Here is a 26,421-nt window from a genome sequence, read left to right on the forward strand (position 1 = left end):
GGGAGGTCTTCAACCGCTCCCTCTCCCGAAGACCGGCCTGGCAGCGGCTTTTTTAGAAGACACCAGGTTATCGTCAAACATATAACGAGGCTTGTTCTTCAAATCATGCACAGAGTTATCTCCCCCTTAACGTCCGCCTCCTTCCCTGATCCGGTGAAGCTCCCGCAACACCGAAGTCACCGCTTCCATCCCCATAACTTCTTCAAGCGCGTACTGCGCCTTCCGCCTCCAGTTGGGATAACCCTGCAGGCCGGGAACGTTCTGTGGATTCTTTTCCAGCCAGAGATCTTCGAGATTGACCAGGAGGATGCGGGCAGAGCTGGCTGCCAGGTATTTCAGGCAGGCCCGGAGTGCCCGCTCCGTTTCACCACCCTGCTTCTCCATCCAACCGCCCCGCCACAGGAAGTCCGTCAAGTTCTGACGCCTCTCCGGACTGCTGCCCTCCCAGAAGGCGGCAAAGGGAACCATATCATGGGTATTCAGGCAGGCCAGGGCTGCGGCCGGCACTTCCCCGGGAGCTCCTTGACCGTTCAGCTGGAAAGGAAGAACATACATGCGGTAGACCCGGTGCCGCCCCATGGCGGCGCGCACCTCATCGGAGACGGTGCCCAGGTCCTCACCCACCAGGACGGTCCCATGCCTGCAGGTCTCCAGGGCGAGGATGGCGTAAAATTCCTCGGCCCGGTAGCGGACGTAAACCCCCTCTTTGGCCGGAAGCCCCTTGGGGATCCAGAAAAGCCGATGCAGGGCCATGACATGGTCCAGGCGAAGGAACCCGGCATACCGGAGATGATGGCGCAGGCAGGAGATGAAATAGCGGTACCCCTGTTCCCTGATCCCCTCCGGGTGTAGAGGGGGGAATCCCCAGTTCTGGCCTTCCGGAAGAAAGTCGTCCGGCGGGGCGCCGACATCGGCGTCTACGGCAAAGGCCTCCCGCTCCCGCCAGACATCATAGCCGAGCCTGTGGACTCCCAGGGGAAAATCCAGGTAAATCCCCATCCCTGCCTTCCGTGCCCGGCGCACCACCTCCCCCAACTGCTGCTTGGCCAGCCACTGGACGTAGAGGTGATACTGCGAGGCAGCGGGGTCATAGTCGCCATCCTGAAGCTGCCCCTCCCGCAACCGCAGCGGCCATTCCGGCCAACCGCATTTCCGGCGCTCCACCACAGCCCGAAAACGGGCGTAATCAGAGGCCTCCGGGCAGGCTTTCGTCCAGCCCTCCAGTTCGGCCCGCCTCCCGGTGCTTCCCGAGAAGAGGAAGCGCGCCAGGTGCTCCAGGATCCGCCGCTTCAAAGCCATCCCGCGGCGATAGTCCACCAGGGGGCCCTCCCGCAAACACCTCAATTCCTCTTGAAATCCCGGGGAAGAGAGAAGCTCCCGGGCCGCCGGGCTCTGCTCCAGCTCAGGAACCCTGGTCACATCCAGGTAGAACTCGTTCCAAAACAGGCGGCTCACCGGGGCATAGGGGCTGGGATCGAAGGGCTGCGTAAGGAAGACGGGCAACAGGGGAAGGGTGCCGACGAGCCTTCCTCCCAGCCCCCGCACCCAGCCGGCCAGGGCCTCCAGATCGCTGAAATCACCGGCACCCCAGTTCCGGCCGGAACGCAGGGCGTAAAGGGGGAGAAACACCCCCCAGACCTTTCCTCCGTCCGCTGCCAGATCGAACACCTGAGGGGGAGCGGCGATGACCAGTGTTTCGCTGCGGTCAGATGAAAAGGAGAGGGCAAACCGGTGGTAACCCGGGGGGAGATGCGGCAGCAGTACCTGCCTGGTCGTATAAGGCACCCCTTCTACCGCCGCCCGAGAGATCATGGGCAGGTCCGCCGGCCGGCAGCTCCAGCTCTCCCGCTCCCCGTTTTCCAGCTCCAGTTCGCAAAGGGCCGGGGCTTCGGCCTCATCCTCCCGCAGCCTCAGCATCAGGGCCGGGGGTTCCCCTGCCAGGGCCACGGCCACCGGTTCCAGACGGCGGCGCCACCTCCCCTCCCGGCGCTCCTTGAGGGCAGCGGGCACATCCTGCAGGCTTTCCAGGGGGGCTCCCAGACAGCGGAGCACCGCCAGCAGTGAGTGCGGTTCGGCTTTCCGAAGCCGGCCCGCGGTATCGTAATAAGCGATCTCCACCCCGTACTCACGGGCGAGCTGTTCCAGCAGAGACTCCGATCCTCCCGCCAACGATGCACCTCCGCTCACCGCTGCTTAATGGCCTCCTCCTGCCCGTGGAGGCTGTCGAACAACCTAAGATAGTTGAGGATATTGGTGGTAATCAGAAAGTTCTGGCGCACCTTCTCCCTTCCCGCTTCGCCCATCTCCGCGGCCAGGGTGGCGTTCCGCAAGAGGGTCAACACCCTGTCGGCACACTCTTCCACCGTTTCCACCAGGTAGCCGTTGATGCCGTCGTCGATCTGGTGCCTGATTCCCCCGATATTCCCCCCCACCACCGGAACCCTCTTCCAAAGCGCCTCCGAAACCGTCAGCCCGAATCCCTCCCTGATCGACTTCTGGATGACCACACTGGAGGCGCTTTGAAAGGCATTCACTTCCAGGCCGCTGACCCCGTTGACGTTGGTCACCACCTTGATGTCGTAATCCTCCCCCGCTTTCCTCAAAGTTCTGTACAGGTAATCCCAGCCCTCCGGATCGTCCGTAGCCATGGAACCCACCAGGGCCAGCTGAACACTGGGGAAATCCTTTTTAACGATGCGGTAGACATCGATCACCCCTAAGGGGTCCTTCCAGGGATCGAACCGGGATATCTGCGTTATCAGCGGCCGGCCGACATCCACTCCGAACCGGCTGACGATCTCCTCGACTTTCTCCTTCTCCAGGGCTCTGTTCTTCGGACTGAGAGGGTCGATGGAAGGCGTAAAAATGGTAAGTCCGGGCAGGCTCTCATTCTCTTTGACGAAGTCGCTCATGGTGAAGATGCAGGCGTCATAATCCTTGATGTACTGGTAGATAAAATCCCAGCACTCCGGATCCGGGGTAGAGGTATCGATATGGCAGCGCCAGATCCATTTCGCCCGGCCTCCGTCGTTCCGGTGGCGGATCAGTGCGGCCGGCTGGGGGTCATGAATGACGACGAAATCATAGTCCCAGTCCTTAATAGCGGCAGCGTTCTGCTCGTTGTACCTGAGGTAAAGGGCCCTGGCCTCGGGTGTCAGGGTTTCCCCCTGCCCCTGCAGGCAGTTGTGGATGATCTTCGTCACCGTGAAGAACTCATTAGACCCCTCCAGCACCCACCAGTCAATCTCCAGCCCCAGATCCCTGACCAGGGGTACCAGGGAATGGAGGATCTCGGCCACACCCCCGCCGTAAGAAGTGGCGTTGACCATGGCAATCCTCTTGCCGCTCAATCTTTTGGCATAGTACTCCAGCTGCAGCCCGGTTTCGATATCCATCAGCTCCCGGTAATCCTCATATCTCTTCGGTCCCGTTTTCACCAGCTGCACGGCCATCCTCCTTATGATTTTTATAGATGCGGTTATACTAAATCCCTGAATACGATAATCTGTTTAAGGAAGGTCATTAATAGCATGCTCAAAATGGGTGCCAGTATAATCAACGGCGGGGTCTCTTTCAGGGTGTTCGCCTACAACAGAAAAAGGGTCGCTTTGGTCGTCCACAGAAACGGCCGGGAAGAGGTCTTCCCCATGACGGAGGAAGAACCGCACCTCTACAGCACGGTGCTGGAAGGAGCGGGCCCGGGACTGCTGTACAAGTTCCGGCTGGATGACGAGGGGGACTTCCCCGACCCCTATTCTCACTACCAGCCGGAAGGGGTGCACGGCTTCTCCCAGGTGATCGACCACAACTCCTACAGGTGGCAGGACGAAAACTGGAGGGGAAGAAACCTGGAGGAGCTGGTCATCATGGAGATCCACGTGGGCACCTTTTCCCAGGAGGGGACTTTCAAGGGGGTGCTCGAACGACTCGACTATCTCCGGGAGCTGGGCGTCAATGCCATCGAACTGATGCCCGTCGTCCAGACCCCGGGGAGATGGAACTGGGGGTACGATGGGGCCAACCTCTTCAGCGTAAACAACAACTACGGAACCCCCGACGACCTCAAGCAGCTGATCGACTCCTGCCACCGGGAGCAGATCGCCGTCATCCTGGATGTGGTCTACAACCACTTCGGACCCGAGGGGAATTACATCCCCGTCTACGGCCCCTATCTTACAGATAAATACCAAACCCCCTGGGGACCGGCGGTCAACTACGACGACCGCTACAGCAGGTACACCAGAAAAATGGTCCTGGACAACATCCGCTACTGGCTGGAGGATTATCACATCGACGGGCTGCGACTGGATGCCGTTCATGCCATCAAGGACAGCAGCCCCATCCACATCCTCCAGGAGATCGCCCTCACCGTCAGAAATCTGAGCCTCAAGCAAAACCGCCGCAAGTTCGTCATCGCCGAAAGTGACGCCAACGACTCTCGCCTGATCAACCCGCTGGACAGGGGGGGATACGGCATGGACGCCCAGTGGATGGACGACTTCCACCACTGCATTCACACGGTGCTGACCGGAGAGCACCAGGGCTACTACATCGACTACGGATGGCCGGAATACCTGGAAAAGGTCTTCAAGAACTACCTCTACACCGGACAGTACTCCCGCTACTGGGGGAAAAAGCGGGGGACGGACGGCTCCCGGAATCCGGGGAGGCAGTTTGTGGTGGCCATTCAAAACCACGACCAGGTGGGCAACAGAGGCTGGGGGGAACGGCTGGCAGCACTGGTGGACTTCCCTTATCTCAAGGCCGCCGCCGGCCTGCTGTTTTTCGCCCCCTATGTACCGCTGATCTTTATGGGAGAGGAATACGGGGAGAAGAACCCCTTCCTCTTCTTCACAGACTACCAGGACCCCGAGCTGAAGAGGAACATTTCCCTGGGGAGAAAGGAAGAATTCAAGAAATTCGGGTGGCAGGAGATCCCCGATCCCCAGGACCCGGCCACCTTTTACCGGTCGCGGCTCACCCCCCGGCGGCTGTGGCGGGAGGAAAACCGCCGGCTGTTCCGCTATTACCGGGATCTGATCGCCCTCCGGCTCTCCCACCCCGTCCTCAAAGAGCCGGACAAACGCAACCTGGAGATCAAAGTGGACGGCGTCAGCCGTCTGGTGGTGATCGCCAGGTGGAGGGAGGGGGTCAGGCTCACCGGGCTGTTCAACCTGGGAGAGAGGGTCATCCCCATCGAGGGTTTTCAAGGAAGAGAGATCTTCAATTCGGAGTGGAGGGCCTACGGTGGGGAAGATGATGGAGAGAGCAGGTCTCTGAAGAAAGGGCAGGTGGCGATCCTGGAAAACTAGCCGATCCTCACCTCTTCAGCCTGGAAGTATTCTTCCACATCCCTCCTGTCCATGGAGTCGATCCTGGCGATCATCCCCGGAAACAGCGGTGGGTAGAGGTCGTACAGGTAGTGATACATCTTCTCCACCAGGAATTCGGCGTTTCCGCTTTCCCCCCACACCCTCTGAATGCAGTCGGTAGCCATGTAAACCGCCAGGGAGTATTCCTGCAGGAGTATTAAGAACCGTTGGAGGTCTCGTGGTGCCCTCCGGTGAATCAAGAACAACTCCCTTGCTTTGTCCAGAGCCATCTTCTTCCATTTCTCAACTTCCGGGAACAGCTTGAAGGCAGCGGACGAGTCGACACCCCGCTCCCGGGACAGCTCCTCCAAACCGTAACGCAGATAGGCCACCCTGTTGTCGATGAAGACGCGCAGGGTCTCACAGAGCCCCACAAAATTACGGGGGTCGATCTCCTTTAAATCCCGGCTCTGCAGTGCAGGGGTCTGCTCCACCAGCCGGCGCAGAAGGACGGAACAGAGCAGATATCCCTTGAGGCAGGGTCGCTTCTGTCTCCCTTCCGTCGGCCGCCAGCCCCAGTTGCAGGCTCTCTTCATCAATCTCAGATAGAGAACAGCCTGGGAGTCCGGGCTTTCCCGGGCCAGGTCGTAACCCGTCTCCCCGAGGCGCTCCACACTGACCGGAACATTGGTGGTGATGGCGAAGTTTTCCAGAAGGGTGTCGAAGATACCGCAATAATACTTTCCGTTCTCCCAGAAAATCAGGGGGTGGTCGTAGAGCCCCGTCTTGCGGATGTCGTAGCGGCCGGTGCCGGTTACTCCCAGAGGGGGATAATGGCCGTCCGCCCTGAGCACCGGCCTGACCTCCGGCGTCCAGCAGATCTGATGAAATTTGACTTCAGGGAGCTGGTCCAGCCCCTCGGGCAGGACTATCTCATTCAGGTACTGATCCGGGGTCACGAAGTGCACCCGGCAGTCCCGCTGCTCCTGCAGCAGCTTTTTCCAGGCATGCTCCATGATCTGCAGGGCCAGATCCCCGAAGTCCATCAACTCCAGATCCTGAATATACACCAGCACTCCCCGGTCAGGGGCATTCTCCAGTTCCCGGCGCAGGACGCCGAGATAAAGCTCAACACCTTCCTCGAAGCCGATGGGGAAACCCTCCTGCTCCCCCCACAGATACTCGTTGGCGAACACCGGGTAATCCCCCAGTATGTAACCCTGGCTTTTCAGCTCATCCCTCTTCATCCTGGTAATGGGGCGCCAGATCTCCTGGGAGATGGGGAAGTTGCGGGGGAGGGCAATGATCTTTTTGCGACCAGCCCTGATCAGGAAGGGTCTGTAAGTATAGTCCCCCTCACCTATCACTTCAAAAGGAACCTTATCCTCCCTCAGATGGGGGAAGATCACATAGTCGATATTCGCCTCTGCAATGGCCTCCATTTTGTCATAGCTTAAGGATGCTTCGGTAGGGAAAAGGCCGTTGTAACGGGGATAGGGAACACCCATATGGTTGTGCAGGTACTCCCGGTTCCAGACGATCTCCTGGGTGATCTCTTCAGGGCGCAGGAGGGAAACATGGGTGTGATGGGCATGCCCGTAGATGGGGCAGAACCTTCCCCTCCGGTAATCACTTTTCAGCCTCTCAAAGGTCTCGGGTATTATCTGCTTAATCTGGACCAGGAGTTCGTTGGTAAATTCTACACAGAGCGGCGCCTCCAGGGCATCGCCGAACCGGCTGCAGAGGGCGTAGATATCCCTCCCCTCCTCCCGTCTTTTCTTGATATAATTGACATCCAGGAGAGATACCTTCATCGGGTTGCCCTCTTCCAGGTAGGAGAGCAGGGTCTCCGGAAGGTCCCAGAGCAGTTCGTGGGCGTGGAAGACGAGAATCACGTAGACATCTTTCATGACCGGACCTCCTGTTTAGTGTAATTGCTCCGGAACGTACTTGTAGATGAAACCGCTGTAAGGGGGAAGGACGAATTCCGGAAGGATCCCCCTATCAAGGAGAATGCTGTCCGGATCCTGCGGGTCTTTGGTTCCTTCCGGCGGCAGGTCGTTGACATTTTCGATATCCGCCAGTTTCACCCACCGCCCCGGTGTATGGAAGTCCACCTCCACGGGAACCTCGTGAGCTTCGAAGTTCAGCATCACCAGCATCCGCTCGTGGGGCGCCCTGTTGTCAAGAACTCTCCAGCCGATCACCCGCTTGCCCTTACCTCTCCTTTCTTCCAGCCAGGGGCCGAGGACCCAGGCAAAGGTTCCCTCCTCAACGGGGTTATACCCGCTCAGTTTCAGCCCCCGATACCGCTTGCGAAGATGGATGAGCCCTCTCGTCCAGTTATAGAAGCGGTTGGTGGCCTCCGAATACTTGACCCACTCCACCTTGATCCTGTTCCTTTCCCTTTCGATACCGAACTCCTGTCCCATGTAGATCATGGGCTGCCCCAGGGAAACCATCGTCGCCATCAAACCGAGGCGGGCCTTGCGGTCCTTAAGCACGGGATCCGTTATGCCGTTGGTGGTCACCTCAAACTGCACGCTGTTCTCATCGTGGCTCTCACAAAAGTTGATGGCGTTGTTGGTGTGGGCGGCATAGCTCTCCTTGCTGAAATAGAAAGGAACACCCAGGTTCTCCACGCCGTTCCCCACCCCCTCGAAAACCCCCTCCCGCAGCAGGGCCTTGATCTTGTCGTGGAAGATATTCGACCACTGGGCATACCCGTTGTAACCCTCCAGGTTGATGTCCTGCTCGTTGGGCAGGTTTTCGGCGATCAGGATGGCATCCGGCTTGAACCCCGAATCCTTAATCTCGTGCGCCAGCCGGTGCAGCAGCTTATGGTTCAGGAAATAGCTGTGGGTGGCGTCGAAACGAAAGCCGTCGATGTGGTACTCCTTGATCAGCATCTTGCAGGCATCGATGAGCATGTTGTCCACCTCATCCCTCCCCGTCGCCACCCTGTTCCCCCACATGGTCTTCCCCTCGAAGTAGAATCCCCCGTCACCGGAGCCGTCGTCGATCAGGTCCCACAAAGGGTTGAAGTCGTTGGAGGTGTGGTTGTAAACCTGATCGGTGATCACCGCCAGCCCATGCCGGTGGGCCTCGTTAACCATCTCCCGGAAGTCGTCGGGGGTGCCGAAATCCTTTTCAACAGCCATAAAGGTGCACGGTTCGTAACCCAAACCGCGCTTCATGGGCACCTCGGCGGTGGGCATCAGGGCCAGTGCGGTTACCCCCAGCTTTTCAAAATAGCCTTCCCTGATGCGGGCGGTTACCCCCTTGAAGGTACCCTGGATCTCCTCGGGTATATCCGGGTCGTTATCGGTAAAGCCGTAGATATTCAGCTCGTAGAGAATCAGATCGCTGACATCGGGGGTCTTCCAGTCCTGGTCGGTCCAGCGAAACTTTGTTGGATCGACCACCACGGAGTTCCGGTACTTATAGTCATCACTGTAGAGCCTGGTATAGGGATCGGGAACATAGCGCTCCACATCCGTGCACCCGCCCTGGACGTAGAACTTGTATTCAATGGGAAATTCCAGCACCGGTGGGTTGATCCGCGCCAGCCAGACGTTGGGCTGGTAGTAGAAGCCGCGGTAAAGACCCATCTCGATAAACTGCTCCTCTTTGGGATAGGGGTGGCCGGGGCACTGCCACTCGTTAAAGTTCCCCACCAGATAGACCCTGGCCGCACGGGGGTGAAAGAAGCCGAAAAGGATCGAGCCGTCTTTGAGGATGTTCGCTCCCAGCATGGAGGGTATCCCCAGGCCGGAAACATCGGTGGTGGGAAAGTAATAATTTTCTTCAGGGATCAGGTGTTTGATGCTGCGGTAGTAATCCTTGACGTTACCCTGGGGTTCCGCCGGACGAACATTGTAGACGTTGTGCCTGTTGGCCATCGTCCAGATCTCGTCCCCCAGACTCCTGTGAAAGGTCCTGCCGAACTGCTGCCGTTCCCAGCGCACCTTTTTTCCCCGGCCGTCTTTAAAGATAAAGCGGAAATCGCTGCGGTTATAATACAGGTCGTAATAGACTCCGAAGTCATCCCTGCCGCTGGGCATAATTTCCTTCTCCAGGGTGGCCCCGTCGCTCACCCAGACCCACAGCACCGGCTCCAGAAAACCGTTCTTGTTGTCGTAATGAATCCTGACCTTATACCTCATCTCTACCGACCTTTTTTTCCTTATTGTTTGCAACAGTACAGGTATTATGCAGATCACAAACCGGTTAACAAACGCCCACTGGCATCCGAGAGGCCGGCCCTTCAGGCGGTGCGGGTCTCACCGGAGCAACCACCATCCACCGAACGACCATCTTCGCCGGAACCAGGAGCAGTTGCCGGAAGGAGGAGGGGAACCGCCGGCAGGCAGTGGACACCATCCCTTTAGCCGCGGCAGGTGCGGACCGCCTCCTTCAACTCCCGCACCAGGCCGGATACCCTATCCAGCAGCAGCGGCGGCTGCGTCGCATACTTCTCCACAAGGTGGACGATGGCGCTCCCCACGATCACCGCATCCGCCAGCCGGGCCATCAGGGCCGCCTGCCGGGGACCGGAAACTCCGAAGCCAATGCCCAGCGGCAGCCGGCAACACCTCCGCACCCTCTCTATGAACTGCACGATGCCGGGCGGTACCTCTTCCCGCATTCCGGTCACACCGGTCAGAGAGACGCAGTAGATAAACCCTCCGGCCACCCGGTCGGCCTCTTCCAGCCGCCTTTCGGTGGTCGTAGGGGCCACCAGGGGAACCAGGTGCAGCCCCGATCTGCCCAACTCATCGAGCAGCGGACGGCTCTCCTCCAGGGGCAGGTCGGGGACGATGAAGCCGTCCACACCCGCCGCCCCTGCCTCGGCAGCGATCCGCTTCAGCCCGTACTGGAGCACCGGGTTGTAATAGGTCATCAGAAGCAGGGGGATCTCCGTCCGCCGGCGCAGCTCCCGCACCATCATCAATATCCCCTCCAGGTTGGTGCCGCCGTTCAGGGAGCGCTGTGATGCCCGCTGGATTACCGGCCCGTCGGCCAGGGGATCGGAAAAGGGCACACCCAGCTCCACCATGTCCGCACCCGCCTCCTCCATGGCCAGCACCAGCCTGGATGTTGTTTCCAGGTCGGGGTCCCCTGCCGTAATAAAGGTGATCAGGCCCTTTTCACCGCTCCGGCGCAGCCGCCGCAGCCGGGCATCGATGCGGTTCTCCTGCATATCTTGTCCCTCCCCCCTATACCCTGTCGGTAAAGCCCTCTCCCGAACACCTTGAGATGACATTCTCCCTTCCACTCCCCTCGACCCTCAAGAACTTTGCAACTTCCGGCACATCCTTGTCCCCCCGCCCCGACAGGTTGACCACGATCACCTTTTCCCGCTCCAGGGTAGGTGCCATTTTTACGGCCTGGGCTACGGCATGGGCGCTCTCCAGTGCGGGAATGATTCCCTCGGTCCGGGAAAGCAGCTGAAAGGCATCCAGGGCCTCCCGGTCGGTTACCGTCGTATACCGTGCCCGCCCGCTTTCCTTTAAGAAGCTGTGCTCCGGCCCCACCCCCGGGTAGTCCAGCCCGGCGGCGATAGAGTAGGCCTCCAGCACCTGCCCGTACTCGTCCTGAAGCAGATAGCTCAGCGCCCCGTGCAGAACCCCCGGGCGCCCGGCGCTAAGGGTGGCCGCATGCTTACCCGTATCCAGGCCGCGCCCCGCCGCCTCCACCCCGATCAGCTGCACCTGATCGTCCAGGAAGGGGTAAAAAAGGCCCATGGCATTGCTCCCGCCGCCCACACAGGCCACCAGGAAATCGGGGAGCCTGCCCTCCGCGGCCAGCACCTGCTCCTTAACCTCCCTCCCGATAACCGACTGGAAGTTCCTGACCATCACCGGATAGGGATGCGGCCCCCCAACCGAACCCAGCAGGTAATAGGTGTTCTCCACATTGGTCACCCAGTCGCGAATGGCCTCATTCATGGCGTCCTTTAAGGTGCGGCTCCCAGCGGTCACCGGCACCACCACCGCGCCCAGCAGCCGCATGCGGTAAACGTTCAGCTCCTGGCGTTTGATGTCCTCGGCTCCCATGTAGACGGCACACTCCAGCCCGAACATGGCCGCGGCGGTCGCCGTAGCAACCCCGTGCTGGCCGGCGCCCGTTTCGGCGATCACCCGCTTTTTTCCCATCCGCCGGGCCAGGAGAATCTGCCCCATGGTGTTATTGATCTTGTGCGCCCCTGTGTGGTTGAGATCCTCCCGCTTGAGGTAGATCTTCGCTCCCCCTAAGTAGCGAGTCAGCCTCTCCGCAAAGTAGAGCGGGGTCGGCCTGCCCACATAATCCTTCAGGTAGTAATTCAGTTCCTCCTGAAAGGAGGGGTCGCTGCGCGCCTCCTCATAAGCCAGTGTCAGTTCCTCCAGGGCGGGCATCAGCGTCTCCGGGACAAACTGCCCGCCGAATATGCCAAAATGCCCCTTACAATCCGGGAATTCCATCATCAGCCCTCCTTACTGCAGCCATCAGCGCTCTCATCTTCTCCGGGTCCTTCTTGCCCTCCGTTTCCACACCGCTGCTCACATCGACGGCAAAGGGGTGCACCGTTCTGATTGCCTCCTCCACGTTGGCGGGAGATAGCCCTCCCGCCAGAACGATCCTCCCCAATCCCCCGGCCTCCCGGGCCAGCTGCCAGTTAAAGCTCACCCCGGTGCCCCCCCTTCTCCCCGGCACGAAGGCGTCCAGGAGACAGGCGGAGACGCGGTACCGTGTAATTTCCTCGATAAAGGAACGGTCCCGCACCCGGAAGGCCTTGATCACCGGCCAGCGCCAGCCCCGGCAGTACTCCGGGCCTTCCTCTCCGTGAAACTGCAGGGCGTCCAGACCGCAGTATGCGGCCAACCTGAAAACATCATCCCTTCTGGCGTTAACGAAAACCCCCACCTTGCAGACAAAAGGAGGCAGTTTCTGCACGATGCGGCGCACCTGAACAGGGTCCACCCGCCGAGGGCTCTCGGCAAAGACAAAGCCTAAGGCATGTGCCCCGCAATCAACCGCTGCCAGGGCTTCCTCAAGGGTGGTGATGCCGCAGATCTTCACCCTAACCATCCCCTCACCCCCCCTTCATCCTCTCCGGCCGGCGGGATCGACGGCATCCTCATCTTCATCACCCATCAACTCTGCCACCGCCGCTCCGATATCGCGGGAGCGCATCAGGGTCTCCCCCACCAGCAGTGCATCAACACCCGCTCGCGCCAGCCTCATTACATCCCTTCGGTTGCGGATACCGCTCTCGCTTATGGCCACCGTTCCCTCAGGCACCAGCGGCAGCAACCTGAGGGTGACTCCCAGATCCGTTTGAAAGGTGCGGAGGTCGCGGTTGTTGATCCCCACCAAAGCAGCCCCTGTTTCCAGCGCCCGGAAAAGCTCCTCCGGGGTGTGCACCTCCACCAGGGCGGTCAGCCCCAGCTCACCGGCCAGGCCGAGAAAATCGACCAGCCGTGCCTGCTCCAGAAGGGCGGCGATCAGCAGCACGGCATCCGCCCCCAGGAGGCGGGACTGGTAGAGCTGATAGTGATCGATGATGAAGTCCTTGCGCAGCAGGGGAAGTCGGGTCACCCGTCTTACCTCCCGCAGGTGCTTAGGATGGCCGCCGAAAAACCCCTCATCGGTGAGAACGGAGATGGCCTGCACCCCCGCTTTTTCGTAGGCGCAGGCGATCTCCGGCGGGTTGAAATCCGGCCGCAGCAGCCCGCGCGAGGGGGAGGCCCGCTTGATCTCGGCGATCAAATTGACCGTCGCCCCTTTCCGCCGTACCGCCCCCAAAAAGTCGCGGACGGGCGGAGCCGCAGCAACCCGCCTCCTCAATTCCCTGAGGGGAAGGAGACTCCGAAAGAAGGCCACCTCCTCCCGTTTGGCATCCACAATGCGTTTCAGAATCATGGCAACCTCCCGAACCGGATTTTTCGTCTATGCACACCTCTCCGTAAAAGCCAGCAGTTCCTCGAGCTTGCGCAGGGCGGTGCCGGAATCGATGACCTCCGTAGCCAGGCGCAATCCTTCCTGCAGGTCTTTCGCCTTTCCTCCCACCACCAAGGCGGCGGCAGCATTCATTAAGACCACATCCCGGCAGGGGCCCGGCCGGCCGGTCAGCACATCCTTCGTAATCCGGGCGTTGTCCTCCGCCGTCCCGCCGCAGATATCCGCCAGCTTCCCCCGCCGCAGCCCGAGGTCCTCCGGGGTCAAGTAATAAGTTTTGATCTCACCCCCAACCAGTTCGCTCACCCTGGTTCTCCCGGTGTTAGTAATCTCGTCCAGACCGTCCTCGCCGTGCACAACCATCGCCCTCTCCACCCCCAGGCTGCGCAGGACCCGGGCGATGACATCAGTCAGTTCGGGTTCGTAAACTCCTACCAGCTGAACCTGCGCCCCCGCAGGGTTGGTCAGAGGCCCCAGGAGGTTGAACACGGTGCGGATCCCGATCTCCCTCCTGGGTCCGCTGGCATACTTCATAGCCTCATGAAAAACAGGAGCAAACAGGAAGCAGATCCCCACTTCCTCCAGACAGCGCTCCACCTGCTCCGGCGCCAGGGCGACCTTCACCCCCAGAGCCTCCAGCACATCGGCACTCCCGCACTTGCTGGAGACCGAGCGATTCCCGTGTTTGGCCACGGGAAGGCCAGCCCCCGCCACCACGAAAGCCGTGGTCGTGGAGATATTGAAGGTAAACCTGCAGTCCCCCCCGGTGCCGACAATGTCCATAAGCCGGCTTTTCGCCCTGATCTTTTTCGCTTTGGCCCGCATCGCCCGGGCAAAGCCGGTGATCTCCTCCACCGTCTCCCCCTTCAACCGCAGGGCGGTGATCAGGGCGGCGATCTGTGCCGGAGTCGCCTCCCCGTTCATGATCAGGGTCATCGCCTCCTCCGCTTCCCCCTCTCCCAGGTGGTACCTGCTGACCACCTTGTCGATCAACTGTTGCAGTTTCATACCTCTCCCTCCTCTTTTTGTTATCAACAAAGGCTGACCGGAATGGAAGCATCTGGCCAGCACGAGAAAATTATTCAGGAGGTCCTTCCCCGCTTCTGTCAGGAACGCCTCCGGGTGAAACTGCACCCCCTCAACCAGGTGCTCCCGGTGGCGGATCCCCATCACCTCGCCATCCCCGGTCCAGGCCGTCACCTCCAGACTTTCGGGAATCACCTCCCGGTCGACGATCAGGGAGTGGTAACGGCAGACGGTTAAGGGGTTTTTCAGACCTGTGAAGACGCTCCTGCCGTCGTGCCAGACCGCGGAGGTCTTTCCGTGCATCAGGCGGGCGGCCGGAACTATCCTCCCCCCAAAAACCTCGGCAATGGCCTGATGCCCCAGGCAGACCCCCAAAATGGGTATCCGCCCGGCAAACTGCCTGATCACCTCCTTGGTAATCCCCGCCCGGGAGGGGGTTCCCGGCCCCGGGGAGATGACAATGGCAGAAGGGTTCATCGCCTGGATACGAGCGGGAGTAATCCCGTCATTGCGGTAAACCCGCACCTGCTCCCCCAACTCTCCGAGATACTGCACAAGGTTGTAGGTAAAGGAATCGTAGTTGTCGATCACCAGAATCACAACCTTCCCTCCTTTCCGGCAAGTTCCAATACATGGAGAAGCGCTCCGGCCTTGTTCACACATTCCCGGTACTCCTGTTCCGGGTTGGAATCGGCGACGATCCCCGCTCCGGACTGCACGTACGCCCACCCGTCCTTGATCGCGATCGTCCTGATGGCAATACAGGTATCCAGGTTCCCGTTGAAACTGAAATAGCCCACCGCGCCGGCGTAAGGCCCCCTCCTGGTTGGTTCCAGCTCCTCGATGATCTCCATCGCCCGCACCTTCGGGGCTCCGGAAACCGTTCCGGCGGGGAAGCAGGCTATCAGGGCGTCCCGGGCCGCCCGACCTGCGGCGAGCTTCCCCCTCACCTCGGAAACCAGGTGCATCACATGCGAGTAGCGCTCGTTCTCCATAAACCTGGTAACCGCCACCGAACCGTACTCACAGACCCGTCCGAGGTCGTTTCTTCCGAGATCCACCAGCATTACGTGCTCCGCCCGCTCTTTAGGATCCCCCTCAAGCTCCCGGGCCAGGGCCTCATCGGCAGCCGCGTCTTCCCCCCGCGGGCGGGTGCCGGCGATGGGATGGGTCTCGACAATGCCGTTCTCACACCTGACGAGCATCTCCGGTGAAGAGCCGACAAGTATCAGGTCGCCGCACTTCAGGTAAAACATGTAAGGGGAGGGGTTGAGATTCCGCAGCATCCGGTAGGCGAGAAAAGGATCATCCCCGGCGGGGCGCCTGAAGCGCAGAGACAGGACCACCTGGAAGATGTCACCTTTCCTGATGTACTCCTTCGCCCGACGCACCTTTTCCAGGAATTCCTGGCGGGTGATGTTGGCCTGTTCATCGTCGAAATTCACCCCGCAAGGGGGCCGGCCGTCCGAAGGGCGGTCCGGGAGCTCTTTAGTAGGCAGGGGAATCCCGATCCTCTCTACGACCCTCTCGATGATAGCAACAGACTCTTCATAGGCAGCGGCAGGGTCCTCCCCGCAGGGAAGGAAAGAGGCTATCATCAGGGAACGCCTGACGTGGTCGTAGATGAGCACGGTTTTTGCCAGCAGGAAAAAACAGTCGGGAAACTTCAGGTCGTCCACGGCCTGCTCCGGCAGGCGTTCGAAATGGCGCACCAGATCATACCCCAGATAACCGACGGCTCCCCCGAAAAAACGCGGCTTACCGGGCAGGGGGGGAACCTTCAGGCCCTCCAGCAACTCCCCCAACCTTTGCAGGGGTTCCCCCCTCTCCTCCGACCCGTCATTATCCCGAATAATCTCTATCCGGTCACCCTTCGCCCGGAGAATAAGGAAGGGGTCATAACCGATAAAGGAATAGCGGGCGACCTGCTCACCACCGGTAACGCTCTCCAAAAGGTAGGCATAGTCCCCCGTCACCACCTTTTGGAAAAGGGAAACAGGGGTTTCCAGGTCGAGAGGCAGTTCCTCCCAGACCGGCACCATCCCGTAGCTGGCCGCCAGCTGCAGGTATTCATCCCTCCCGGGAAAAACCATCAGGATCACTCCTCTCCTACAACAAAGAATCTTTTCCGAGAACAAACAAACCGCCGCTCAAATGAGCGCCGGCCATTTTTTCATCAAAGAAATAAACCCCGGGCTCATCTCAGCTCAACTGCACTCCGCTCAACTCCGGTGCCCGACGGCACCCCGTCACGGCGTGTAATTTATCCGCCCCGCCGTGTTTCTCCACCCCACCTCAGGCTCATCTCACCCCAGAGAGGTTTTTCCGGTCAGGCAACCCTCCCCACCGCCGCCGCGATCGGCTGCAACTCCGCCATCAAGCGGTCGAAGCTGTCTGGTGAAAGGGACTGGACCCCATCGCAGAGGGCATTTTCGGGCTCGGGATGCACCTCCAGGATCAGGCCATCCGCACCGGCGGCAACCGCAGCCCGGGACATGGGTACAACCAGGCGGCGGTCCCCGGTGGCATGGCTGGGGTCGACGATCACCGGGAGGTGGCTCAACTCCTGGACGAGGGGAACGGCGCTGAGATCGAGGGTATTGCGGGTGGCCCTTTCAAAGGTGCGGATCCCCCGTTCACAGAGCACCACGTTCCCGTTTCCTTCGGCGACAATGTATTCGGCTGCCATCAGCCATTCCTCCACCGTAGCGGAAAGGCCGCGCTTTAAAAGAACCGGCTTCCCGGAGCGCCCCACCGCCCGCAGCAGACTGAAGTTCTGCATGTTTCTCGCTCCTATCTGGAGCATATCCACATAATCCAGGGCCAGTTCCAGACTGGCTTCATCGATCACCTCGGTGACCGTAGCCAGCCCGGTTGCCGCCGAAGCCTCCGCCAGGAGTTTTAAACCTTCCCTGCCCAAGCCCTGAAAACTGTACGGTGAACTCCTGGGCTTAAAAGCACCTCCCCGCAACATACAGGCTCCAGCCCGGCACACCCTAACTGCCACGGCAAGCAGCTGCTCCCTGCTCTCCACGGCACAGGGACCGGCGATAACCACAACCCTCTCACCGCCGAAGACGGCATCCCTTACTCTGACCAGGGTTTTTTCCGTTTTGGCCTCACGGCTCACCAGTCGATAAGATTTCATAGCCACCACCGCTTCATGCCGAACGAAATCCGAGGCGCACCCTCCTCGCATACCAACGGCTAACGCTCCCGGGAAGGCGAGATCAAAGTTATACCGCTCCTACCCTCAATTGAAACAAAAAAACCAGCACTCAAATGAGCGCCGGTTGGTTTCAGAAAACAAACGCCACCAGCCTCATCTCAGCTCAACTCTGCTCTGCTCGACTCCTCACAACTCATCTGTTAACTTTTATAACTTATGCAGTTTTTTACCCATCTATGCTTATCCGGCCGGCCCAACCGGGGACCGGATCTCCTGCACTGTTGCGGGTAATCCTCTCCTGGTTAAACGTAAGTATATATAAGGAACAGGACGGTTGTCAAGACCAGGAAAAGATAATAACGCCGGCGGGGATGATTCTCGCAGACAGTTGGACCCTTAGCCACAGGATTTTTGACATCACCGGCCCGGAGAGAGAATAATTTCCGGAGTTTACAAAGAACAGGGGAAACACATGACTATCTGCGCCTCTTCCAGATGTACCAGGCCACCAGCAGAACGACCCCGGCCAGCAGAATCAGGTCGAAGCGGTGGAACCAGGTACGCACCAGTTCCCAGTTTTCCCCCAGCAGGTAGCCGCAGTAAGTGAGGGCAAGCGACCAGATGAGCGATCCCATGAAGGTGTAGATCAGAAAAGGGAGCATTTTCATGCGCGCCGCCCCAGCGGGAAGGGAGATAAAGGTGCGGATCCCCGGGAGCAGGCGGGAGAAAAAGACGGCTGCATCCCCGTAACGGAGAAACCAGCTTTCCGCCCTGTTCAGCCGCGCCGGGGTCAGGCCGCAGTACTTGCCGTAGCGGAAGAGAAACGGCCGTCCGCCCCAGAGACCGATGTAGTAAGAGAGCACCGAACCGGCGGTGCCACCTGTGGCCCCGGCCAGGGCGGCGGGAAAGAAATGCAGCTCCCCGGTAGAGACGAGGTAGCCTCCGAAGGGGAGGATAATCTCGCTGGGGATGGGCACATTGCAGCTTTCAACAGCCATCAAAATCCCTATCCCCCAGTAACCGAGAGAAGCGATAAAACCGGTCACTTTTAACGCCAGTTCCAAAAATAAGTCTGCCATCAGTGGTGAACTCCTCTTATTATGATGGTTATCAATACCGGCGAAGCGGCAGGGATATCCGCTATTAGCGTCTTCCGGTTTCCTTCACTGCAAATGTTACCCCCTCTCACTTCAGTGTGATTACTACCACCTCAGGTCGGTTGAACAGCCTCAATGGTATAACAGAGCTCCCCAAACCCCGGCTCACCAGCATTACCGCATCTCCCCGCTTGTAGATCCCCGCCTGGTACTCCGGGAAAAGGGTTCTATCGGGAGAGAAGATCCCCCCCAAAAAGGGCAATCTGACAATACCGCCGTGGACATGCCCTGCCAAAACAATATCCGCGCCCCATCGGGCATACTCAGCAAAATACTTGGGATTATGCGCCAGAAGAAGATCGATCCCCTCTCCGGACGGCCTGCCCAGTTCAGCAACCAAAAAATCCGCCTTCAGATCTGAACCTTCCCAATAAGCTGTATCACTGCCCGTATAGTGGTAAAGCATTGATGTCAAACCATAAAGGTGAAGAGAGCCGTCCTCCTTCTTGATTTCCGCTCTCTCGTTGTCCAGAACAATACCTCCGGCTTCCCGAATCTGTTTTATAAATTCACGGAAAACCTCCGTATCCTGCCGTTGATCGCGAACCCTGACAGCCTGCTCGTGATTACCCAGGGAAAAGTAGACGGGGTATCGGCCGTTGATTCCTTTGAGCAGATTGAGAAAGGAACTCCCATCATCTCCGATAGAGTCGATCATATCTCCCGTGGCGACGATAATGTCGGGGTTTTCCCGTTCGATTATCTTCAGCAGCCTTCGGTTGCCACTGCCGAACTCTTTTCCGTGAAGATCACTCAGATGGAGGATTTTAAATCCTACGAATGACCGGGGAAGACCGCCGATCTCCACATCATACCGGCTGACCCCGATCAGTTCGTTATCAATAAAGCATAATAACGTTATAATAAGTATTATTACACCTGAAACAAGCAGTCTCCCAGGTCTGTTCTTCCTCTTTCCCAAGGAAGGAACCCTCTTTCCCCTCCGGAGAAGTCGGCCAAAGGGTCGTGCACGGCCAAAATGCAGCGAGCATCAGGGGGAGGAGAACTCCCATAAATACTCATCCAGCAGGCTCTGCACTTCCTCTGCCGTTTTGCAGCCATTGATCCGGTCCCTCTTTTTGGCGGCGCCGGGCAGGCCCTTCAAGTAGCAGGCCAGCTGCTTCCTCATCTGGAGCACCGCCACCCCGGAGCCCTTCAGCCTTACCGCCAGGTCGAAGTGCCGGCGCGCCATCCGCAGGCGCTCCGCTGCAGTCGGCTCCGGCAAAAGCTCCCCAGTCCGCAAATAATGCACCGTGCGCCGAAAAATCCAGGGGTTCCCCAGGGCACCGCGCCCGATCATGACGGCGTCACACCCCGTTTCCTCCATCATGCTCCCGGCATCCTGCGGAGTAAAGACATCCCCGTTGGCGATGACCGGGATCCGCACCGCCTTTTTCACCAGGCGGATGATCCCCCGATCCGCCTTCCCGGAATAAAACTGGTCGCGCGTGCGCCCGTGCACGGCCACTGCGGCGGCGCCGTTCTCCTCGGCCAACACTGCCAGCTCCACCGCCGTCATCTCACCGGCAGCCCATCCCTTGCGCATCTTGACGGTAACCGGAACGGGAACCGCTTCGCTGACCGCCCGGATGATGGCGGCCGCCCGGGGAAGGTCCCGCATCAGGGCACTTCCCTCCCCGTTCTTGACGATCTTGGGGGTAGGGCAGCCCATGTTGATATCCACCAGGGCAGCCCCGCGCTCCACCACCACTCTGGCCGCCCGGGCCATCCTTTCCGGATCTGACCCGAAGATCTGAACGCCAACCGGGTACTCCTCACCGCTCAGGTCGAAGAGGGAGGCGGTTTTTTGGTTGCCGTAGAGGATGGCCTCACTGCTCACCATCTCGGTATAGGTGAAGCCGCATCCGCACTCGTGGGCCAGCATCCGGAAGGGCTTATCGGTGAACCCGGCCATGGGCGCCAGAAATACCGGATTGGGCAGGGCAAGATCCTCGATTCTCACTTCAGCGGTTGCGCTCATAGATGATCTTAAGCCCCCAGAGGGTGAGATAGGGGTCCACATGATCGACGCACTCGGTTCCACTGCAGATCAGCTCCGCCAGGCCGCCGGTGGCCACAACAACGGCCTCCTCCCCGATCTCGGCCTTCATCCGCCGGACGATCCCCTCCACCTGCCCGATGAAGCCATAGTAAAACCCCGCCTGCATGCTGGCAACGGTATTCTTCCCGATCACCTGGGCCGGTCTGGAGAGCTCGATGCGGGGCAGTTTGGCGGCCTTGGCAAAGAGCGCCTCCATGGAAACCCCGATCCCCGGTGCAATGGCTCCTCCCAGGTAGTCCCCATTCCTGGAAACGGCGCAGAAGGTGGTAGCCGTACCGAAATCGACGATCACGGCCGGAACGCCGTAGCGGTGCACCACCGCCACTGCGTTGACGATCCGGTCTGCACCCACCTCACGGGGGTTTTCATAGCGAATGGGCATCCCCGTCTTCACACCCGGCCCCACCACAAGGGGTTCCTTGCCGAAGTACTTACGGCACATCTCGCACAGGGCGGGGGTCAAAGGGGGCACCACCGAGGACATCACCAGGGAATCAACGTCCTGAAACCGCAGACCCCGGAAATCGAAGAGGTTTTTGACCAACATCCCCAGGTCATCGGCGGTGCGCCGGGGGTCTGTCCCGATCCGCCAGCTGGTGAGCAGCTCTTCACCGTCGAAAATTCCCAGCACAACATTGGTATTGCCGACATCGAATACAAGGATCATGGTTCACCCTCCTCCCGGCAGAGAACTACCTCCCCGGAATTACAGCTGATAAGATCCCCCCCCGGAAGCCGGAGAAGCAGGCTGCCGTCCTCCGCCACCCCCGCGGCCTCCCCGGAGAACTCCTTCCCTCCTACGGAAATCCGCACCCTCCGCCCCAGGGTAACCTGATATCCGAGCCAGCGCTCCCGGGAAGGAGCAAAGCCATCTCGACAGTATTCCTGATAGTCATCCTCCAGAATCTCCAGGAGGCGTTGCAGCAAGGGTAGGCGCAGGACCTTCTCCCCCAGGATCATGCGGAGAGAGGTGGCCGTATCCTGCAACTCCGGGGGAAAGTCATCCCGCTCCTGGTTCACATTGATGCCGATCCCCAGCACGAGATAGTTGACCTGTTCGGCAGCGGCCTCCATCTCCACCAGAATACCGCACAATTTCTTTCCCTCATAGAGCAAATCATTGGGCCACTTGATGCCCACCCGGAGTCCAGTGTGCTCGTGAATCGCCCGGGCGACGGAGGCCCCCGTCACCAGGGTGACCTCCGGAACACGGTAAGGGACAAGAGAGGGGCGTAAAACAAGAGAAAAGAGAAGGGCCTTCCCCGGCGGTGCCAGCCAGGGCCGGCGCCACCTCCCCCTGCCGGCGGTCTGCTCCTCGGCCACCACCAGCGTCCCCTCCGGATAGCCCTTGCGGGCCAGCTCCAGGGCCACCTGGTTGGTGGAACCGACCCTCTGAAAGTGAAGGACCTCTTTCCCGAAGAAGCGGGTATTAAGACCGCGCCGGACCTCCCGGGGGTAGAGGATGTCGGGTGGCCCCAGATAGCGGTAGCCGGACCTGGTGGTTCCGTCGATCCGGTAACCCAGCTCTCGCAGCTTGCTTACCTGTTTCCAAACGGCCGTCCTGCTGACACCCAGTTTCCTGCTCAACTCCTCCCCGGAGACATAGTTCCCCATTTCCTTCTCGAATACAGTCAAGAGCTTTTCCCTTAAGATCATCGTTTTCCCTGAGCCCCTTTGATCTCACCGATGTCCATGCTGATGTCCAGAGCCGCCGCGGAGTGAGTGATGGCGCCTACAGAGATCAGGTCGACCCCTGTCTCCGCCACCTCCCGTACGGCGTCCGCGGATATGCCGCCCGACGCCTCTAGGGGCACCCGCCCCGCCGTGATCCGCACGGCCTCCCGCATCAGGTCGAGGGGCATGTTGTCCAGCATGATTACATCCGCCCCGGCCTCTAGGGCCTCCTTTAGCTGCTCCAGGCTCTCCACTTCTACCTCGATCTTGACGGTATGAGGCACCGAGGACCGCGCCCGCCGGATGGCCTCCGTGATCCCCCCGGCGATCTTGATGTGGTTGTCCTTGATGAGAACACCGCCATCCAGCCCGAAGCGGTGGTTGTACCCCCCGCCGACCCGCACCGCGTATTTTTCCAGGAGGCGCAGCCCCGGAGTGGTCTTCCTGGTGTCTATTAATCGCGCTTTCGTGCCCTCCAGCATTTTCACCAGGCGCTCCGTAGCAGTTGCGATCCCGGAGAGGCGCTGCAGGAAATTCAGGGCCACCCGCTCTCCGGTCAGCAGGGCTCGCCCGGCCCCCTTGATGCGGGCGATGACGGCCCCGGGGAACAGCTGGCTCCCGTCAGGGAGTTCCTGAGCGACCTCCACATTCGGGTCGAGGAGCTGGAACACCCGGAGGGCAACCGGCGTCCCCGCCAGAACCCCCTCCGCCTTGCTGTGGATGACCCCCTCCGCCCAGGCGCCCTCCGGCACCAGAGCAGCAGTGGTCAGATCCCCTTTGCCCACATCCTCCATCAGAGCCCGGCGCACCACATCATCGATCATCCATAAAGGAAGCACTTTTATCCACCTTTCCCTTGCCGTCCGAATTACGGCCGGGTTTTTTAGACGGCCGCATTGACCAGAGCCGAATCCGCCGGGTAAAACTAGTAACGAGAGGAGAATCCTGCTCCCGCCGGCAGCTGTTTTACAGAATGCCTTCAACAACACAGCTTAAAACGCAAAAATTATCTCTGAAAAACAATATGGCGCAGCCAGCAGCGGTCATCCCTCAACGGAAAATCGTCCCGGAAGTGGCCGCCGCGGCTTTCCTTCCTCATCAAGGCCGCCCTGGCCGTCAGCCAGGCCAGGGTCATCAGGTTTTCCCCTTCGACCCCCCGGCGGGAGGCAGGGCGCTCAGGATACTGCCGCCTGAGTTCTTCCAGCTCCGCTAAAGCAGCGGCAATGCCCTCCCCCGTCCTGATGATCCCCACCTTCTCCCACATCAGAGAGCGCACCCGCCCGGTAACCTCTTCCCAGGGAACGCTCCAGTCCGGCGTTCTCTCCCCGATCGCCAGATCCGGCATCTTAGGCTCCCCGGGGTTTTTCTCGATAAACCTTCGGGCGTGCTCCACCGCCCGGGCGCCGAAAACCAGCCCTTCCAGCAGGGAATTGCTGGCCAGGCGGTTGGCTCCATGCACACCACTGCAGGACACCTCCCCGCAGGCATAAAGCCCGGGAATAGAGGTTTCGCCGTTCCTGCCGGTTGCGATACCACCCATGATGTAATGGGCAGCCGGGGCTACAGGAATACGGCCTTCTCCGGGGTCGAGACCGTACTGACAACAGGTGTGCCAGATATTGGGAAAACGCCTCCGCACTTTCTCAGGATCGAGGTGGGAAAAGTCGAGGTAGACATGATCGGCCCCGGTTTTGCGCATCTCGGTGACAATCGCCCGGGAGACCACATCCCGCGGCGCCAGCTCGGCCATCTCATGGTAGCCGGGCATGAAGCGCTCTCCGCGGACGTTCCGCAGGTAAGCGCCCTCCCCGCGGACGGCTTCGGAAATCAAAAAGCGGGGCACACCCGGGAGGGCCAGGGCGGTTGGATGGAACTGAACGAATTCCAGATCCACCAGAGCGGCCCCGGCCCGATAGGCGGCAGCCATCCCGTCCCCGGTAGCCACCGCGGGGTTTGTGGTGTTCCGGTACAGCTGCCCGGCCCCTCCTGTCGCCACGATGACGACTCTTCCCCTGCAGACGGAAAACTCCCCCGAGAGGCTGTCCATCACCAGAGCGCCCAGGCACCTACCGGTGCGCGGCTCACGCAGGAGATCCACCAGAAAACAGCCCTCTCGCAGGGTGATCCTACTGTCACGGCGGCACTCCCGGAGAAGCGTCCTGGCAATCTCACCCCCGGTGGTGTCGCCGGCATGAAGAATTCTCCTCTTGCGGTGAGCCCCCTCCTGCCCCAGAGCCCACTCACTCCCTTTGCGGTCGAAGCGCGCTCCCATATCCACCAGCTCCATGACCCTGGCCGGGCCCTCGGTTACCAGGATCTCCACGGCCCTGGGGTCGCAGAGGCCGGCCCCGGATTCCAGGGTGTCTTCCAGGTGCAGATAGGGCGAATCCTCATCATCGATGGCAGCGGCGATCCCACCCTGGGCCTCTCCGGTGTTGCTATCTTCGGCGCGATCCTTTGTCACGACCAGAACCGACCCATATTCTTTTGCTTTATAAGCGGCGAAAAGGCCGGCGATCCCGCTCCCGATCACCAAAAAATCGGCTTCCCCGGAAGGCAAGAAATTTCATCCCCTTCCAGTCCAATAATCGAACGGCTCCTTCCAGCCGTTGCCGTCCGCCCGTTTCCGGCAAAGCAGCCCGCTCCCGACGGCGGCCTCTTCCTTCCGATCTCCGGTGCCCGGTTCTCTATAAAAGAACCGGCTCAGGAGATCTCCAGCATCCGCTCCAGGGCGCGCCGCGCCCTTTCCGCCACCCCGGGGTCGACCTCAACTTGAGGCTCCATCATCTCAAGAGCGGTTTTCACCTTCTCCAGCGTCGTCAGCTTCATGTCTCGACAGACAAGGGAAGAGGCGGCAGGATAGAGTGCCTTGTCGGGACAGGCCTTCCGCAGGGGGTAGATCATTCCCTCCTCAGTTCCCACAATAAAAGCTTTGTGGGGAGACTCCTGGGCGAACCTGAGCATGCCTCCGGTACCGCCTACATAGTCGGCCAGGTCGATCACATCTGGACGGCACTCCGGGTGCACCATCACCAGGGCCTCCGGGTGGGCAGCCCGGGCAAGACGGATGTCCTCCGCGGTCAATTGATGGTGCACATTACAGCAGCCGTCCCACAAAAACAGCTTCCTTCCGGTCTGCCGGGACACATATTTCCCCAGGTTGCCGTCCGGGACAAAGAGCACCGGCCTGTCCGCGGGAAGGGAGTTGACGACTTTGACGGCATTTGAGGAAGTACAGACGATGTCGCTCTCGGCCTTCACCGCAGCGGAAGAATTCACATAAGTGACGACGATACAGCCCGGGATTTTTTCCTTCCTCAATCGCACCTCCTCCGCCGCAGCCGTGTCGGCCAGAGGACAGCCCGCCCCTGCTTCGGGGAGCAGGACGGTTTTCTCCGGCGAGAGAATTTTGGCGCTTTCAGCCATAAAATAAACACCGCAAAGGACGATGACCTCAGCAGCAACCCCTGCAGCCTGCCGGGCCAGCTGCAGGGAATCCCCTACAAAATCGGCGATCTCCTGCACCTCGGGGCGCTGGTAATAGTGCGCCAGGATCACCGCCTTCCGCCTTTCCTTCCATTCCCTGATTTCCTCGCGGATTGCCACCATATCCCCCGTTCCCGCTGACATCATCCAAACCTCTCCTTAATTCAAGCCGGTTTGCCGGCTTTGCATCGATTTCCTTTCCTCAATAATCTTACGGAATATGACAGGGAGCGTCAAGCAAGAAAGAGAAGAGAGTGCGGGAACGTGAAGAAAGTAACGAAAGTCGTCAAGAACGTAACGAAATTTCGGCACCGGTGACGTAACTGCGGAAAAGATACTTCAGGAGAACCGCAGACTGCGAGGCATTCAACGAGGCAGGAGCCCCCCGGACAACCGGTTGGACTCCCCCAATGGCGCACGCCCCTTTTGACGCAGCCTTTGCGGTCACACCGGCCGCAATAAAAGCCCGGGAAATACGCGCGCTGAAAGACAGGCCACAGCCGGGTAAGACCAACTGGCACACTTCTTGCTATAACATATTGGTGAAAAGAATCACACGCAGCTGAAGGCTGCAGAAGAAGGAGGTTGAAGAAA

At 59.8% G+C, this 26,421-nt stretch carries 19 protein-coding genes and 1 pseudogene; 1 reads left to right on the forward strand and 19 read right to left on the reverse strand.

Going from position 1 to position 26,421, the window contains the following annotated elements; all coding sequences use genetic code 11:
• Positions 1 to 126: 126 nt before the first annotated feature.
• Both malQ and TPH_RS13125 read right to left on the reverse strand, forming a co-directional pair.
• Positions 127 to 2,187, reverse strand: coding sequence for a 4-alpha-glucanotransferase (gene malQ / locus TPH_RS13120; protein WP_236608796.1), 2,061 nt, complete (start codon positions 2,185 to 2,187; stop codon positions 127 to 129).
• Entirely contained in the window at positions 2,184 to 3,446 is a 1,263-nt protein-coding gene (locus TPH_RS13125; protein ID WP_015051673.1) for a glycosyltransferase, read from the reverse strand. Before TPH_RS13125 ends, malQ begins: the two co-directional genes overlap by 4 nt.
• Positions 3,447 to 3,530: 84 nt before the next feature.
• Between TPH_RS13125 and treZ the strand changes: the two genes are divergently transcribed.
• Entirely contained in the window at positions 3,531 to 5,312 is a 1,782-nt protein-coding gene (gene treZ, locus TPH_RS13130; protein WP_015051674.1) for a malto-oligosyltrehalose trehalohydrolase, read from the forward strand.
• Here treZ and TPH_RS13135 read toward each other — a convergent pair.
• From TPH_RS13135 to nadA, 17 genes and pseudogenes are all read right to left on the reverse strand, one after another.
• Entirely contained in the window at positions 5,309 to 7,222 is a 1,914-nt protein-coding gene (locus tag TPH_RS13135; RefSeq protein WP_015051675.1) for a polysaccharide deacetylase family protein, read from the reverse strand. The genes treZ and TPH_RS13135 overlap by 4 nt on opposite strands.
• Positions 7,223 to 7,237: 15 nt before the next feature.
• Entirely contained in the window at positions 7,238 to 9,478 is a 2,241-nt protein-coding gene (locus TPH_RS13140; RefSeq protein ID WP_015051676.1) for an alpha-amylase family glycosyl hydrolase, read from the reverse strand.
• 221 nt (positions 9,479 to 9,699) lie between these two features.
• The gene (trpA, locus tag TPH_RS13145) at positions 9,700 to 10,515 is read right to left on the reverse strand and encodes a tryptophan synthase subunit alpha (protein WP_015051677.1); all 816 of its coding nucleotides are present in this window, start codon (positions 10,513 to 10,515) and stop codon (positions 9,700 to 9,702) included.
• Positions 10,516 to 10,531: 16 nt separating this feature from the next.
• Positions 10,532 to 11,776 (reverse strand): tryptophan synthase subunit beta, encoded by a 1,245-nt coding sequence (trpB, locus tag TPH_RS13150; RefSeq protein ID WP_015051678.1) that lies wholly within the window; start codon positions 11,774 to 11,776, stop codon positions 10,532 to 10,534.
• The gene (locus TPH_RS13155; protein ID WP_015051679.1) at positions 11,757 to 12,383 is read right to left on the reverse strand and encodes a phosphoribosylanthranilate isomerase; all 627 of its coding nucleotides are present in this window, start codon (positions 12,381 to 12,383) and stop codon (positions 11,757 to 11,759) included. The genes trpB and TPH_RS13155 overlap by 20 nt, the downstream gene beginning before the upstream one ends.
• Before the next feature lie 15 nt (positions 12,384 to 12,398).
• On the reverse strand, positions 12,399 to 13,217 hold the full coding sequence (gene trpC / locus TPH_RS13160; RefSeq protein WP_015051680.1) for an indole-3-glycerol phosphate synthase TrpC: 819 nt from the start codon (positions 13,215 to 13,217) through the stop codon (positions 12,399 to 12,401).
• 27 nt (positions 13,218 to 13,244) lie between these two features.
• Positions 13,245 to 14,942, reverse strand: coding sequence for a bifunctional anthranilate synthase component II/anthranilate phosphoribosyltransferase (locus tag TPH_RS13165; protein ID WP_248642567.1), 1,698 nt, complete (start codon positions 14,940 to 14,942; stop codon positions 13,245 to 13,247).
• Entirely contained in the window at positions 14,876 to 16,372 is a 1,497-nt protein-coding gene (gene trpE / locus TPH_RS13170) for an anthranilate synthase component I (RefSeq protein WP_015051682.1), read from the reverse strand. The genes TPH_RS13165 and trpE overlap by 67 nt, the downstream gene beginning before the upstream one ends.
• Before the next feature lie 236 nt (positions 16,373 to 16,608).
• A pseudogene (gene aroF / locus TPH_RS13175) lies at positions 16,609 to 17,442 on the reverse strand (3-deoxy-7-phosphoheptulonate synthase); the annotation flags it as partial.
• A gap of 482 nt (positions 17,443 to 17,924) precedes the next feature.
• Positions 17,925 to 18,527: a DedA family protein gene (locus tag TPH_RS13180; RefSeq protein WP_015051684.1), complete on the reverse strand. Its 603-nt coding sequence runs from the start codon at positions 18,525 to 18,527 to the stop codon at positions 17,925 to 17,927.
• A 106-nt stretch (positions 18,528 to 18,633) separates the two neighbouring features.
• Positions 18,634 to 19,527: a metallophosphoesterase gene (locus TPH_RS13185; RefSeq protein ID WP_015051685.1), complete on the reverse strand. Its 894-nt coding sequence runs from the start codon at positions 19,525 to 19,527 to the stop codon at positions 18,634 to 18,636.
• Positions 19,528 to 19,596: 69 nt separating this feature from the next.
• Complete coding sequence (gene dusB, locus TPH_RS13190; RefSeq protein ID WP_015051686.1) at positions 19,597 to 20,586, reverse strand: tRNA dihydrouridine synthase DusB; 990 nt, start codon at positions 20,584 to 20,586, stop codon at positions 19,597 to 19,599.
• Positions 20,570 to 21,334 carry a type III pantothenate kinase gene (locus TPH_RS13195; RefSeq protein ID WP_015051687.1) on the reverse strand — a complete coding sequence of 255 codons (765 nt, stop codon included), beginning with the start codon at positions 21,332 to 21,334 and terminating at the stop codon, positions 20,570 to 20,572. Before TPH_RS13195 ends, dusB begins: the two co-directional genes overlap by 17 nt.
• Positions 21,331 to 22,323 (reverse strand): biotin--[acetyl-CoA-carboxylase] ligase, encoded by a 993-nt coding sequence (locus TPH_RS13200; protein ID WP_015051688.1) that lies wholly within the window; start codon positions 22,321 to 22,323, stop codon positions 21,331 to 21,333. Before TPH_RS13200 ends, TPH_RS13195 begins: the two co-directional genes overlap by 4 nt.
• Entirely contained in the window at positions 22,320 to 23,180 is an 861-nt protein-coding gene (gene nadC / locus TPH_RS13205) for a carboxylating nicotinate-nucleotide diphosphorylase (protein WP_015051689.1), read from the reverse strand. Before nadC ends, TPH_RS13200 begins: the two co-directional genes overlap by 4 nt.
• Before the next feature lie 167 nt (positions 23,181 to 23,347).
• Positions 23,348 to 24,901, reverse strand: coding sequence for an L-aspartate oxidase (gene nadB / locus TPH_RS13210; protein ID WP_015051690.1), 1,554 nt, complete (start codon positions 24,899 to 24,901; stop codon positions 23,348 to 23,350).
• Positions 24,902 to 25,044: 143 nt separating this feature from the next.
• Entirely contained in the window at positions 25,045 to 25,974 is a 930-nt protein-coding gene (gene nadA, locus TPH_RS13215) for a quinolinate synthase NadA (protein WP_015051691.1), read from the reverse strand.
• Positions 25,975 to 26,421 lie beyond the last annotated feature (447 nt).

The sequence above is a fragment of the Thermacetogenium phaeum DSM 12270 genome, assembly GCF_000305935.1.
GTDB lineage: Bacteria > Bacillota > DSM-12270 > Thermacetogeniales > Thermacetogeniaceae > Thermacetogenium > Thermacetogenium phaeum.